Origin of the sequence: Alkalihalobacillus bogoriensis ATCC BAA-922 (assembly GCF_000621445.1) — a bacterium.
GTDB lineage: Bacteria > Bacillota > Bacilli > Bacillales > Bacillaceae_F > Bacillus_AO > Bacillus_AO bogoriense.
On the sequence record NZ_KK211280.1, the window covers coordinates 62,098 to 75,671 of the forward strand.

A 13,574-nucleotide genomic window follows, 5' to 3' on the forward strand; every position below is an offset into this window, starting at 1 on the left:
CATCTTACACAGATTGCTCTGTTTTTTCCACTCGTTTTACTGGTTTGAAACCCATTGTTGCTTCGACTGCTTTTTTCCATCCATCATATAGCTGTTCTCTTGTTTCATTATTCATTGTTGCTTCAAATGTTCGTTCTACCTTCCAATTTTGAGATATTTCATGTTTACTTGCCCAGAAACCGACGGCTAAGCCAGCTAAATAGGCTGCGCCTAGTGCCGTTGTTTCATTTACTTCTGGTCTTTCTACTTCAACATTCAAAATGTCACTTTGGAATTCCATTAGGAAATTATTTTTAACAGCGCCACCATCTGCTCGAAGCTTCTTTAATTCAATGCCTGAATCTGCTTCCATTGCTTGTAACACATCTTTTGTTTGATATGCTAACGATTCTAATGTTGCACGAATAAAGTGCTCTTTCGTTGTTCCGCGTGTTAAACCAAAAATTGCTCCACGTGCATCACTATCCCAATATGGAGTTCCTAACCCTACAAACGCTGGGACCATATAAACCCCATCTGTCGACTCAACATTTGCAGCATATGATTCAGTGTCTGGAGCTGACTTTATCATACGAAGTCCATCTCTTAACCATTGAATAGCTGAACCGGCTACAAAAATACTTCCTTCTAATGCGTATTCAACTTTCCCATCAATGCCCCAAGCGATTGTTGTTAACAATCCGTTCTCAGATGGAACAGCTGTTTCGCCTGTATTCATTAACATGAAACAACCTGTTCCGTATGTGTTTTTGGCCATTCCCTTTTCAAAACACGCCTGCCCAAATAAAGCTGCTTGTTGGTCACCTGCAACACCTGCAATTGGAACATTTTGACCAAAGAAATGATAATCAACAGTATGTGCATAGACTTCTGAAGATGATCGTACTTCTGGTAACATGGAAGCAGGGACAGTTAACATATCTAATAAATCTTGATCCCACTCTAAATTATAAATATTATACATTAATGTTCTTGATGCGTTTGTATAATCGGTAACATGAGCAACTCCACCACTTAGCTTCCAAATTAGCCACGTATCAATTGTTCCAAATAGCAAATCACCGTTTTCTGCTTTTTCTCTCGCACCTTCTACATGGTCTAAAATCCATTTGACCTTTGTTCCAGAAAAATAAGCATCGATTAACAAACCTGTTTTTGAACGAACAACATCATTATACCCATCTGCTTTTAATTGCTCACAAATGTCAGCCGTTTGTCGTGATTGCCATACAATAGCATGATAAACAGGTTTACCAGTATTTTTATCCCAAACGACGGCTGTTTCTCTTTGATTTGTAATGCCGATGCCGGCAATCTCAGCAGGTTTAACTTCTGATTCCGACAATACTTCTGCAATGACGGATAGAACAGAACCCCATATTTCGTTGGCATCATGCTCAACCCATCCTGGATTAGGAAAATGTTGCGTGAATTCTTTTTGTGCACTATGAACAATTTCCCCTGCTTTATTAAATAAGATTGCTCTTGAGCTCGTTGTACCTTGGTCTAATGATAGAATATATTTTTTTTCCATATATTTCTCCTCCTAATAAACTAGACTTTTTTTCATTTTCGAATTATAATAATTCTAAATAAGATTCTCATTTTTTTGTAGTGTCTCTCTTTAGGATGCTACTTTTTTTGTTGTTTCCATACCTGGTGATTCTTTCGGTGCTATTGCTTTTGATGCAAACACCGCAATAGCAACTACACCTAAGAAAATATAAAATCCAGTCATTGATCCACCTGTAAATAAAGAATGGTAAAACCTTGCTCCTAATATTCCCCCAATGACAGGACCTACAACAGGAATCCAAGCATATGACCAATCTGATGATCCTTTACCGGCAATCGGCAATAAGAAATGGGCAATTCGCGGTCCTAAGTCACGAGCAGGATTAATAGCATAGCCCGTTGTTCCTCCTAATGATAAACCAATTGCAACAATTAAGAAACCAACGATAAGCGGGTTTAACCCTTCAGTAAATTGATTTGCTCCGATAAATAAAATTCCAAAGACTAAAACGGCTGTCCCTAAAATCTCACTAATTAAGTTTGATGGTGTATGACGTATCGCAGGGGCTGTTGAAAAAACAGCAAGCTTTGCTCCTTGGTCCTCAGTTGCCCTCCAATGAGGGAGATAATAAAGATAGACGATAATAGCTCCTAGAAATGCTCCTAACATTTGCGCTGCAATGTAACCTGGAACTTGAGACCAAGCAAATTCACCGACTGATGCTAATCCTAGTGTAACAGCTGGATTTAAATGGGCACCACTTACTGCACCTACCGCATAAACCCCAAAGGCAACGGCAAACCCCCATCCCATCGCAATAACAATCCAACCTGATGCTTCTGCTTTTGACTGTTTTAAAACAACGCCAGCTACGACACCCCCTCCAAAAATGATTAAAATCATTGTTCCAATGACTTCACCTAAATAAGCTGACATATGTCATTCCCCCTTTAGAATTGAAGTTCATAAATGAAAGCGTTTACAAGACATACGAAAAGAGACAGCTTTTGAATCAAGACATACGTTTAGTGTGGTCCTGATACAAAAAGCTGTCCCTCAATGATCTCATCAGCTCATTTATAAACTTATCTACACTATACATAAATTGGACACAATTGTAAATAGTTAATTTATAATAGTCAAATAGAATCCTAAACGATTATTCGTAGACATATTTTCGTCAAATTTTTGTTTTTTAATTTGAATGATATTCATGTTTTCGCCATATAAAAAACGCAACTAATGCACAGATGACAGAAATAACTGCCACTGTTGAATACACATAGATTTTCTCATATTCTAGTCCTAGATATGCTTCAATTGTCCATTGTAACATCACAACATTTACAGCAATTGTTATAAAAATAACAGCCCAACATATTTTTTTAGCCATGGCGAATTTTCCTTCCAACGGCATACACAACCCCATTATCAACTTCAAGTTCAATTAATGGCAATTCTCGTTGTGGTGGTCCTTCAACAGGATGGCCGTTACCTAAATCAAAATATCCTTTATGACATGGACAAACGAGTGTCTCTCCTTCTGCTTCATAAAAAACCGGACACATCAAATGTGTACATGCACTATTATAAGCTTTCCATTCTCCTGATTTCGTATGAATTAATAAAGCAGCATCATGCTCGGTAGGATAGTTAAATGTAATTGAATTTCCTTTTGGGATTTCATCCACTTTTGCAATTGCGAAACGCTCAGGTTCTTCTTCCTCTATGCCTAACATTGCTCTGACAGAAAAGGGGACAGTGGCTAACCCTAACGCAACGGACACACCAACAGCCGACTTTAAAAAGGCACGACGATTATACTTTAAATCATCATCACGATTTAAATTATCAACAAGGTGGATCATATCGTCTTGTGTATCTTTTTGATTCCGTCCTGTTTTTTTATTTGTCATTGCTCTTCCCTCCTTTTAGTCCGAGTACACTCCAAAAAACTCAGGTACATATTTCCATTTATCTTGCTCTGTCGGTTTTTTTCCTTCTATTAAATTCAACTGTGTTCTTCTACGTCGCAATGCTTGCATTTCATCAAAGTCAATAAATCGAATCGCATCACTTGGACAAACAGAAGCACACATTGGTGAAATATCATGTTTTGTACGGTCATAACACATATCACATTTGTACATTTTATTTTCTTCAAAATCAAATTTCGGTATTCCGAATGGACAACCAAATGTACAATTTCTACAACCGATACACTTTTCTTCCATAGCTGAAAGTACAACACCTTCTTCTGTTATTTGAATTGCATTGGCAGGACATACTCTTGCACATGCAGGGTCTTTACATTGCATACATAACATCGGAAAGGTTTGTCGACTTTCCATGAAATCGACATACTCTACATAGTTTCTTTCTTTTGCATCATGCCCCCCACACTCTCGACAAGCCGCTTGGCATGAACGACATCCTATACAACGTTCAAACTCTAAATACATCACTTTTTTCATATTATCCACTCCCTCCTATTATGCTTTTTCCATTTTCACTGCACACACTTTAAATTCTGGCATTCTTGAAACCGGATCAAGTGCCGCATTTGTAAGTTGGTTTATCGCTAACTCTTTTCCCCAATGATAGGGAACAAAGACCGTATCTTTTCGAATTGCTTTTGTTAAACGTACCTCTAAAATCATGTCTGAACGTTTCGTCGTCAATTTTACTTTTTGACCGTTTGTTAGCCCGTACTGACTTGCAAGTTCTGGGTGTAATTCCGCATAAGGAACTGGACATTGTTCCATTAAAAATTTTGTTCTTCTCGTTTGTGAACCAGAAAGATAATGGAATACAACCCGTCCTGTCGTTAAATAAAGTGGATAGTCTGTTGTCGGAGTTTCATCAGATGGACGATACTGAACAACAGGTAAATTCGCTTTGCCATCTTCTGTCCCAAACTTGTCTTTAAACATTGTTGGTGTTCCTGGATGGTCCTCTGAAGGACAAGGCCAAAATACACCATCTTCTTTATCAATTCGTTCATACGTAATTCCGTAATAGTCTGCTTTTCCCCCTTTGGAGGCTAATCGGAATTCGTCAAAAATTTCTCTTGGGTTATCGTAAGGAAATAAATGTCCTTTACCCATTCGTTTTGCTATCAACTGCATAATTTCCCAGTCTGGTTTAGATTCTCCAACTGGATCTTTCACTTTCCGAATTCGAATGACACGACCTTCTAAATTTGTTGTTGTTCCTTCATCTTCGGCCCATGACGTTGCTGGTAATACGACATCAGCAAACTCCGCTGTTTCGGATAAGAAAAAGTCACTCACAACCATAAAATCCAATTTATTAAAGCCATTCCATATATGAGTTAAATTCGGAGCAGATACAGCTGGATTACTACAAATGACATGCATTGCTCGAATTTCACCTTTTTCTATTTCATCGAACATCTCATAAGCCGAAACACCTGCTTGTGGCATTTCTTTTGGGTCAATCCCCCACACACTTGACACATATTCTACTGCTTTCGGATCGGCAATTTTACGATATCCCGGAAGAGCATCTGCCTTTTGCCCATGCTCTCTTCCACCTTGCCCATTTCCTTGCCCGGTAAATGTTGCTACTCCTGAAGCAAATTTTCCAATTTGTCCACGTAATAAGGCCATAGACGTATATAAAGTAACATTATCAACACCTTTTGATTGTTGTTCAATTCCTCTAGCAAACATGACGACAGAACGTGGAGACCGACCATAAATATGAGCTGCTTTTTCTATTTTTTCAATATCGACACCGGTGACCTCAGCTGTATATTTTGCTGTGAACGGTTCAACCGATGCTTTTAACTCTTCAAAATTGTTACAGCGTGCTGATACATATGTTTCATCCACATAGCCGTGTTCGATGAGAAGATGTAACATTCCACTCGCTAGCGTATCATCTGTTCCAGGGCGAATATCTAAGTGAACATCGGCAATTCTTGCTGTTGGTGTTTCTCTAGGGTCAACAACAATCATTTTTGCCCCTTTATCTCTTGCTTTCCATAACCATTGAATGCTTGTTGGATGACATTCAGCTGTATTTGAACCTGCCATAAAGAAGCAATCGGTATGCTCTAATTCCGGCCAAGGTAATGTTGAGCCACGGTCTGTTCCTAATGTTTTCATAAATCCACCAGCCGCTGAACTCATACAAAAACGACCATTATAATCAATAAACCGTGTACCTAATACGGCTCTTGCATATTTACCAACTAAATAACATTTTTCATTTGTCATCGATACGCCACCAAAAACTGACACAGCATTTTTTCCGTATTCATTTTGAATCCGTTTAAAGTTAGACTCGATTAAATCAAGTGCTTCTTCCCACGACGCTTTTACAAATTGACCATTTTTCTTAATTAATGGTGTTTTGATTCTTTCTTCGTGATCAACTGTTTGATAGGCGGTTACCCCTTTGGGACACATTTTCCCTAAAGTTACTGGCCAATCATAGCGCGGCTCTACTCCGACAACATTACCCGTTTTTTCATTCACCCGAATATGCATGCCACATTGCATCCCACAATAACAACAATGAGTTGTGATGAGCTTTTCACCTTTATGATGAAGGTTTTTTACTCCTTCTTTTACAAGAAATTCTGTCATTTTATATCCCCCTCTTCTTTGTTATAAAATTCATCTGCTCTTTTTCTACCAAACCCTGGAATATGAATCCCATTGTTCGTTTGAATTGGCCCATTTGGTGTAAATTTTGGATCTCCCATATTTAACTGACTCATCACGCGTAATTTCCGTCTACATGCTGGGCAATAATCTGCCGCATATGTTCCATCTTGAAAAGATAAGTCAAACGCTTGAACACCTAAAATTTCTTTTACATCAGTAATTTGGTCATCGCTACTGTACGTCGTCCCACATTTTTGACAAGGTCGTGTATCCAATTGGACTTCCTCTTGATAATTCATAGGCACCGCCACAGCTAACGGACGGATTGGTAAATGAAATAGCTTACCAAAAGGGAAATATACTAAGAATATGACAACGGTTATTTGATGAAGTAATGACATATAATTGTGCATCCAACCACCAAGAAACTTATATTGAACCGTTAATATTAACCCTGTTACCGTTACAGCAAGTAACATATATAGTGGGAATAAATCAAACTCAATTCGTTGAGTTACGTCTAAATTATGATTATTAGATCTTCGAATTAACGCCATCGTGACACCGAGTAATACCATTAAAGCCGTAATGTTTAAAATGTTATACATAAACTCGGCTAATAGGCCGTCTGCCGCCATTTTTAATGTTGGAATTCCCATCACAACAACTTGGTATGTCGTTGGGTCTACTAATGAAAAGTGAATCCAGCCGAAAGTTAATCCAAAAGTAAAGGCAAACGATCCAATACAGCCCCAAGCAATCATCCAATGCATAATTCCTCGGTAGATTCCTCTTTTAAATATAAATTTTTGTAAAAAGATATTGTCGAACGCTGTTTTCGCTATCGCCTTCCAGTTCCGCTTTTGACGTTCTTTCTTTTTTAAGTTTTGAATACTTCGTTTTACTACTTGATGTGTGGCTGGTCGAATTAACCATGAACATGTGCGAATGGTGATTCCAATCGCAAAAACAATAGAAGAAATAAAGTAACCGAATAACATCATATCGATATGTGAAAACTGTTTTGTACCAACCCACATTGAAAAAATTAATAATAATACTACTAAAAAAGCATACATGCTTGTTTTTGAATAAAATGACCGCTCAAATTGACTCATCTTGTTTCACTCCTACCCTTTCGTATATTGGCTTATGTTCATTGTAGGTGGAGCGTTTTTCATAAACAGTGATTTTTGTCACAGATGTGAAAAACGGGTTTGGAACAGTGACAAATTCGTGACAACTCAGGAAAAACAAATAAAAAATAGCCGTAAAACCAATTGTTTTACGACAACTTGAATTATTTACTTTCAAAACCGAAATTGTCCATTCTTAAGTAGTTATTTCCTCTTTTATAAAGAATGTTTATAAAAGGAATATAACCATTCCAAAAACAATTCCTCTTCACAAATTGAAAAGACTGGTCCCTTATATATCATCTCCTTTTGTACTGTATCCCAATATACAACGGCACAACAGTTTTCTACATTATCGAGCAGACTCATATCTTCTTCCTTTTGAATAAACACAATTTTGTCATATTTCTCCTTCTTAAATCCTTCCACAAAAAGAACGTCATACGGAATCTGTTGATAAATCGACAAAATGTCAGCTAACGTCCAATTTATTTGCTTTGTCGACTGAAATTGAAAATTCGGACCCGCACAAACACTCGTCGCCATTGCCCCTGCTTGGCGATGTCGCCAAGAATCTTTTCCTTCATCAAGTGATTGAAGTTCCTCACTATGACCGTGGTGTTTTATCGTTGCTACTGATAACCCTTTTGCAGCAAAGTAAGAAATTGTTTTTTCAAGCATTGTCGTCTTACCACTATTGCTGTATCCAACAAATTGTATAATCATTTTGTTCCTCATTTCCGACTATCCCTATATTAAAGTCAATGACCCTCAACATTTCTCTCGTTTTCAATTCATGGTATAGTAAAAATCATATCATATTTCTTTTTTAATCTGAAAGTCGTGCATAAAGGAGATACAATAATGAAAAAGTTTTCCTTAATCGTATTTTTTCTCTTTGCCCTATCTGGATGTGGACAAGCAGAAAATGAAGCATCATCTGATTTATACATTGCGGCAGCCTCTGATTTAGTTGTGGCTTTTTCTGAACTTGAACCAATATTTGAAGAAAAATATGATGTTTCTCTTACGATTTCATATGGGTCCACTGGTCAGCTGACAGAGCAAATAAACAACGGGGCACCCTTTGATGTGTTTGCTGCGGCAAATGCGGATTTTATCGATGAACTAGAAAAAAATAATCGAATCCTCGCAGACACTAGAGCAGTGTATGCGTTAGGTAAAATAAATCTCGCCTCAATAGATTCTCGGTTCTCCCTTCATTCATTAGAAGATTTGCGTTCAGACGATATAAAAAAAATTGCGATTGCTAACCCTGATCATGCGCCATATGGAAAAGCGGCCAAACAAGCGTTGCAAACAAGCTTACTTTGGGAAGAAGTAGAATCTAAATTGATTTATGGAAGAAACATTGCAGACACTTTAACTCAACTTGAAACTGGGAACGCAGAAGTAGCGATTATTGCCTCTTCATTAACAAATGAGAACATAAATTATATTCCTGTTGATGTTGATTTATACGAGCCTTTACATCAAACGATTGCTGTTATCGATTCTACAAAAAACGAAGAGCTGTCTCGCTTATTTTTAGAATTTATTCTAACAGATGCTAGACCTGTACTAGAATCATATGGATTTGATTTCCCGAAGGAGTAACTATGTTTACCGACATTAATCTATTCCCTTTATTTTTATCTTTAAAAGTTGCCACAACAGCAACCGTTTGTACGATAATCATTGGAATACCTTTAGCCTATTATTTAAGCCGGACGAAAAGCCGTTTTGGTGACTTTTTAGATACTTTTTTGACGTTACCTATTGTCTTACCTCCCACTGTCTTAGGCTATTATTTACTTGTTCTCCTTGGAAGACAAAGTACAATTGGACGTTTTTTAGAAGAACAATTTGGAATTATGATTGTTTTCACACCAACTGGTGCTGTTATTGCGGCAACTGTTGTCGCCCTACCTTTTATGATTAAATCAGCTAAAGCTGCGTTTACAGATTTAAATAAAGATGTCATTTATGCTGCCCAAACATTGGGTCGCTCTGATTTTATGGTGTTTTGGACGATTATCATTCCCCTTGCTTGGCCAGGTATACTTGCTGGAGTTACACTTGCCTTTGCACGTGCATTAGGAGATTTCGGGGCTACACTTATGGTTGCTGGAAGCATTCCGAATGAAACGATGACAATGCCCATCGCAATATACGATGCGTTATTAGCCGGAAACCGTTCCTTAGCAAATACGCTCGTATTCATTATGACTTGTGTGTCCCTCATCATTCTATATGCGATAAATCGTCTGGAAAAACAGATGGTGAAAGGAAGAGCTTAATGTTATTTGTAAATATTCAAAAAAAGGTTCGTTCATTTCAGCTTGATGTTCGTTTTAATATTTCCAATGGAATTACAGGGTTACTTGGACCTTCTGGTAGTGGTAAAAGTTTAACATTACAGTGCATAGCTGGAATCCAAAAACCTGATTCTGGAGAAATATCACTGAACAATAAATCATTTTTTCATAGAACAAACAAAATTTCTCTAAAAACTCAACAACGAAATGTCGGTTTTGTTTTTCAACAATATGCGTTATTTCCTCATCTAACAGTTAAACAAAATATTGAGTACGGGTTGTTTTCGGTACCAAAAGAAGATCGACATCATAAAGCTAGTATTTGGATTCATTCGATGGGTTTAAACGGACTTGAACATCACTATCCTTCTCAATTATCTGGGGGGCAACAACAACGAACCGCCCTTGCCCGAACACTTGCGACAAAACCTGATATTCTTTTGTTAGACGAACCTTTTTCCGCCTTAGATACAACATTACGCTCAAAATTAGCCAATGAATTAATTCAACTTGTCGAACAACATTTTCACGGACCTGCCCTTCTCGTTACACATGATATTGAAGAAGCGTATCATGTATGTCATTCACTCGTTTTACTTCATGATGGAAAAGTGAAACAGACCGGAAAAACGCAAGATGTTTTCTTAAATCCACAATCCTATGAAGCAGCACAACTGCTCGGTTGTCAAAATCTCTTTCCGATTTCCTCTTACGAAAAATCATCGGGAATTGTTTTTATTAATGACGACATATCCTTACATGTGGATGAAAGAACAAACAACACACCAGCCTATATTGGTATACACCCTCATGATATTCAAATAGTATCTGAAATCGGTGAACGTGAAAATACATTACAAGCTAAAGTCTGTTCGGTAATGGAAAAAATACATACAACAACTTTATTTGTTTCCTTCTCCCAACACCAGCTTGAAATCGATGTTCCAAAAGGACATTCATCGACTTTTCACGCTAACTTAACTATTCATCTACCAAAAGACAAACTATTTCTCTGTTAATCATCCCCGCTTTCTACTACATGGAAGTGGGAGTGAAAAAAATCACTTCCAACAACTGTTCTCTGTTGTACAATCAAGTTGCATTTACAAATACAGAACAAGTAGGAGTGAAAATGATGAATGCAACCCATATTATCGCGATTACAAGTGGTAAAGGCGGTGTTGGAAAATCAACAGTTAGTGTCAATCTAGCTCTTGCCCTTAGTCGACTAGATAAACGTGTAGGCATTATCGACTTAGATATTTATGGCTTTAGTATTCCAAATATGCTTTCGATTACAGAACGACCAAAAGTATGGAACGAAAAAATAATTCCTGTTCAATCAAATGGTGTAAGTGTGATGTCAACCGGTTTTATGGTTAGAGATAATCAACCTATCGTTTGGCGTGGTCCTATGTTAGGAAAAATGATTGAACATTTTGCGAATGATGTATTATGGGGCTCTATCGACTATATGATATTGGATATGCCTCCTGGAACTGGTGATGTTGCTCTTGATATGCATAGTATGTTTCCAAAAAGCCATGAAATTATTGTTACGACTCCTCACCATACTGCAGCACACGTTGCAGAACGAGCTGGTACGATGGCCCAAAAATCAAATCATTCTATTTTAGGTGTTATTGAAAATATGGCTTATTTTTCTCCACCTTCCTCAGAAGAGAAGTATTATTTATTTGGTAAAGGCGGCGGCCAAACTTTGGCTGATTCTTTACAAGTCCCTTTACTTGATTCGTTGCCGATTGCCATCCCTAATCAAGAAGGAAAAATGGAAACCATTGTTGAAGAGTCGGATCCTTTATATCAACACTTTCACCATATTGCTTTTCAAATTGAAAAACAAGTTGAAGGGATAAACATCGAATCAGAGACAAATTTACTGTGATATCGATCACAGTTGGAACCACTACACCATGGTATGCTTGATTTAAAATAAGCAAATAAGGTGATGTTATGTCTGAGTTCTTTTTTGAAAAAATCCCTTTCTTTCAACAGTTAACAACAGAACAAAAAGAGCTCCTATCTCCTATTATTTTCACGCAATCTGTTCAAAAAGGAGAGGTGCTCTTTTTAGAATCTGAAGAAGCGAAAGCTGTCTTTTTTGTCAATGAAGGCAAAATTCGATTAAGTAAATGTACACACGAAGGAAAAGAAATTGTGTTACATGTTCGAAAGCCAGGAGACCTTTTTGCTGCAACTTCTTTATTTTGTAAACCAAACGAAACGTACCCTGCCACTGCTGTTGCGCTCGAGCCAAGTGTTGTATCGTTTATTCGAAAATCAGACTTTGAACAAGTCATCATGCACTCCCCACAGCTCGCCTTACCAATCTTTCAAATCATGTCAGAACGGTTACGCTTATCTCAAAAAACATTACGAGACGTTGCTTTATTTGGACAATATGAAGCCCTCGCTCAAACACTGCTACGCCTTGTGCAAGATTACGGCAAACAAATCGACCACGGCATTTTCATTCAATTAAAACTGACCCATGAAGAATTAGGTGGTTTTTTTGGCGCAACCCGTGAAAGTGTTAACAGGATGATTAATCAGTTAAAGCGAGATGGAATTTTAAGCATGGATCATGGTTTTATTACCATCCACGATCTCCCTTATTTGCAACAATTGTTCGAATGAAGGCACCGATCTGATTGTTCTAACACTTATTTTAGTTTATTGGTTTGTTGTAGGAAAAACGCGGAGCATCTTTTCTTTCAAGCGAAGTGCGGAGCCCTGCCCGCTTTTGAAAGTGAACCCCAAGTGCTCTTCCTGGGGTGAAACGCGCAGGTGCGCAGCCTTCGCTCTTCTTGAAATATCTTTCAAAGCTTCACTGCTACACCAAAATTTTTATACTTCTTATCTTTCAAAAAAACTGTTATGTTGATCACATTTGTTACACTTCTATCAATTATGCTCTTCCTCTAAGCAATACAAGAATCCCCCTAAAAGTAAAGTCCTTTAGGGGGATTTTTGTTTGTTATAGTAAGGCAGTTAATATCGCTTTTTGAGCATGGAGACGGTTTTCTGCTTCGTCATAAATATAAGAGTGCTTTGGGTCATCAATAATATCCGCTGTCACTTCTTCTCCTCGATGGGCTGGTAAACAATGTAAAAACATAAAATCTCGTTTCGCATGTTTGACTAATGATTTGTTTACTTGATAGGGTTGAAAAATTTGGAGACGATTTTCTTGTTCTGCTTCATAACCCATACTTGCCCATACATCGGTATAAATCACATCGGCTCCAGTTACGGCATACACAGGGTCATTTGTTTGCTCAATCACTGCTCCTGTTCTTTTCGCAACTTCTTTTGCTTTTTGTAGGATAGATTGATTGAGCTCATAGCCAGGTGGGGTTGCAACAGCGATGTCAATCCCTAGCTTCGCACAAATGATGACAAGCGAATGAGCAACATTATTTCCATCACCAATAAAAGACACTTTTAATCCTTTGTATAACCCTTTTGTTTCATAAACGGTTAACATATCCGCTAAAGCCTGACAAGGATGATAATCGTCGGTTAGTGCATTAATGACAGGAACCGTTGCATACTTTGCTAATTCCTCTACCGTTTTATGACTATTTGTTCGAATCATAATGGCATCGACATATCGTGAAAGAACTTGAGCTGTATCACAAATCGGTTCACCACGACCAATTTGTAAGTCTCTCGGACTCAAGAAAAGCGCGTGCCCTCCAAGTTGAGTCATCCCAACTTCAAACGAGACTCTAGTACGTGTTGATGCATTTTCAAAAATCATCCCCAATGATTTTCCCGCTAATAACGGTGCCATTTTCCCATGTTTTTGAGCATGTTTTAGTTCTACCGCTCGCTCTAATAAATATTTAATTTCTTCTGTTGAATAGTCCAATAAAGTTAATAAGTCTTTTCCTTTTAACGTACTAGGGATCGTTCTCACATTCGACTCCATTTTCTCCACTTC

The 13,574-nt window shown here is 37.8% G+C and carries 14 protein-coding genes; 5 read left to right on the forward strand and 9 right to left on the reverse strand.

Features of this window, described 5'->3' with window-relative positions; all coding sequences use genetic code 11:
• Positions 1 to 4 precede the first annotated feature (4 nt).
• From glpK to mobB, 8 genes are all read right to left on the reverse strand, one after another.
• Positions 5 to 1,534, reverse strand: coding sequence for a glycerol kinase GlpK (gene glpK, locus T323_RS27560; RefSeq protein WP_051556697.1), 1,530 nt, complete (start codon positions 1,532 to 1,534; stop codon positions 5 to 7).
• A gap of 90 nt (positions 1,535 to 1,624) precedes the next feature.
• Positions 1,625 to 2,452: an MIP/aquaporin family protein gene (locus tag T323_RS0123240; RefSeq protein WP_026675417.1), complete on the reverse strand. Its 828-nt coding sequence runs from the start codon at positions 2,450 to 2,452 to the stop codon at positions 1,625 to 1,627.
• A 259-nt stretch (positions 2,453 to 2,711) separates the two neighbouring features.
• Positions 2,712 to 2,909: a hypothetical protein gene (locus T323_RS0123245; RefSeq protein ID WP_026675418.1), complete on the reverse strand. Its 198-nt coding sequence runs from the start codon at positions 2,907 to 2,909 to the stop codon at positions 2,712 to 2,714.
• Complete coding sequence (locus tag T323_RS0123250) at positions 2,902 to 3,432, reverse strand: QcrA and Rieske domain-containing protein (RefSeq protein WP_026675419.1); 531 nt, start codon at positions 3,430 to 3,432, stop codon at positions 2,902 to 2,904. Before T323_RS0123250 ends, T323_RS0123245 begins: the two co-directional genes overlap by 8 nt.
• A 15-nt stretch (positions 3,433 to 3,447) precedes the next feature.
• Positions 3,448 to 3,990 carry a 4Fe-4S dicluster domain-containing protein gene (locus T323_RS0123255; RefSeq protein ID WP_026675420.1) on the reverse strand — a complete coding sequence of 181 codons (543 nt, stop codon included), beginning with the start codon at positions 3,988 to 3,990 and terminating at the stop codon, positions 3,448 to 3,450.
• 18 nt (positions 3,991 to 4,008) lie between these two features.
• Positions 4,009 to 6,132: a formate dehydrogenase subunit alpha gene (gene fdhF / locus T323_RS0123260; protein ID WP_026675421.1), complete on the reverse strand. Its 2,124-nt coding sequence runs from the start codon at positions 6,130 to 6,132 to the stop codon at positions 4,009 to 4,011.
• Positions 6,129 to 7,271 (reverse strand): MFS transporter, encoded by a 1,143-nt coding sequence (locus T323_RS0123265; protein ID WP_026675422.1) that lies wholly within the window; start codon positions 7,269 to 7,271, stop codon positions 6,129 to 6,131. The genes fdhF and T323_RS0123265 overlap by 4 nt, the downstream gene beginning before the upstream one ends.
• 234 nt (positions 7,272 to 7,505) lie before the next feature.
• Positions 7,506 to 8,015 carry a molybdopterin-guanine dinucleotide biosynthesis protein B gene (gene mobB, locus T323_RS0123270; RefSeq protein ID WP_051556698.1) on the reverse strand — a complete coding sequence of 170 codons (510 nt, stop codon included), beginning with the start codon at positions 8,013 to 8,015 and terminating at the stop codon, positions 7,506 to 7,508.
• 138 nt (positions 8,016 to 8,153) lie between these two features.
• Between mobB and modA the strand changes: the two genes are divergently transcribed.
• From modA to T323_RS27570, 5 genes are all read left to right on the forward strand, one after another.
• The gene (gene modA, locus T323_RS0123275) at positions 8,154 to 8,906 is read left to right on the forward strand and encodes a molybdate ABC transporter substrate-binding protein (RefSeq protein WP_026675424.1); all 753 of its coding nucleotides are present in this window, start codon (positions 8,154 to 8,156) and stop codon (positions 8,904 to 8,906) included.
• Positions 8,907 to 8,908: 2 nt separating this feature from the next.
• On the forward strand, positions 8,909 to 9,589 hold the full coding sequence (gene modB, locus T323_RS0123280) for a molybdate ABC transporter permease subunit (protein ID WP_026675425.1): 681 nt from the start codon (positions 8,909 to 8,911) through the stop codon (positions 9,587 to 9,589).
• Positions 9,589 to 10,626: a sulfate/molybdate ABC transporter ATP-binding protein gene (locus T323_RS0123285; RefSeq protein ID WP_026675426.1), complete on the forward strand. Its 1,038-nt coding sequence runs from the start codon at positions 9,589 to 9,591 to the stop codon at positions 10,624 to 10,626. Before modB ends, T323_RS0123285 begins: the two co-directional genes overlap by 1 nt.
• 32 nt (positions 10,627 to 10,658) lie before the next feature.
• Positions 10,659 to 11,513 (forward strand): Mrp/NBP35 family ATP-binding protein, encoded by an 855-nt coding sequence (locus T323_RS27565; protein WP_281175767.1) that lies wholly within the window; start codon positions 10,659 to 10,661, stop codon positions 11,511 to 11,513.
• 68 nt (positions 11,514 to 11,581) lie between these two features.
• Positions 11,582 to 12,265, forward strand: a complete 684-nt coding sequence (locus T323_RS27570; protein ID WP_051556700.1) for a Crp/Fnr family transcriptional regulator — start codon at positions 11,582 to 11,584, stop codon at positions 12,263 to 12,265.
• A 340-nt stretch (positions 12,266 to 12,605) separates the two neighbouring features.
• Here T323_RS27570 and argF read toward each other — a convergent pair whose 3' ends face one another.
• A complete protein-coding gene (gene argF / locus T323_RS0123300) occupies positions 12,606 to 13,562 on the reverse strand; it encodes an ornithine carbamoyltransferase (RefSeq protein WP_026675427.1) in 957 nt (318 codons plus the stop codon).
• Positions 13,563 to 13,574: the final 12 nt, after the last annotated feature.

Coding starts and splice junctions, on each gene's coding strand:
- T323_RS0123240 (WP_026675417.1), bottom strand. CDS start 2,452: ATGTCAGCTTATTTAGGTGAAGTCATTGGAACAATGATTTTAATCATT.
- modA (WP_026675424.1), top strand. CDS start 8,154: ATGAAAAAGTTTTCCTTAATCGTATTTTTTCTCTTTGCCCTATCTGGA.
- T323_RS0123250 (WP_026675419.1), bottom strand. CDS start 3,432: ATGACAAATAAAAAAACAGGACGGAATCAAAAAGATACACAAGACGAT.
- argF (WP_026675427.1), bottom strand. CDS start 13,562: ATGGAGTCGAATGTGAGAACGATCCCTAGTACGTTAAAAGGAAAAGAC.
- T323_RS0123245 (WP_026675418.1), bottom strand. CDS start 2,909: ATGGCTAAAAAAATATGTTGGGCTGTTATTTTTATAACAATTGCTGTA.
- T323_RS0123255 (WP_026675420.1), bottom strand. CDS start 3,990: ATGAAAAAAGTGATGTATTTAGAGTTTGAACGTTGTATAGGATGTCGT.
- T323_RS27570 (WP_051556700.1), top strand. CDS start 11,582: ATGTCTGAGTTCTTTTTTGAAAAAATCCCTTTCTTTCAACAGTTAACA.
- modB (WP_026675425.1), top strand. CDS start 8,909: ATGTTTACCGACATTAATCTATTCCCTTTATTTTTATCTTTAAAAGTT.
- fdhF (WP_026675421.1), bottom strand. CDS start 6,132: ATGACAGAATTTCTTGTAAAAGAAGGAGTAAAAAACCTTCATCATAAA.
- T323_RS0123265 (WP_026675422.1), bottom strand. CDS start 7,271: ATGAGTCAATTTGAGCGGTCATTTTATTCAAAAACAAGCATGTATGCT.
- glpK (WP_051556697.1), bottom strand. CDS start 1,534: ATGGAAAAAAAATATATTCTATCATTAGACCAAGGTACAACGAGCTCA.
- mobB (WP_051556698.1), bottom strand. CDS start 8,015: ATGATTATACAATTTGTTGGATACAGCAATAGTGGTAAGACGACAATG.
- T323_RS0123285 (WP_026675426.1), top strand. CDS start 9,589: ATGTTATTTGTAAATATTCAAAAAAAGGTTCGTTCATTTCAGCTTGAT.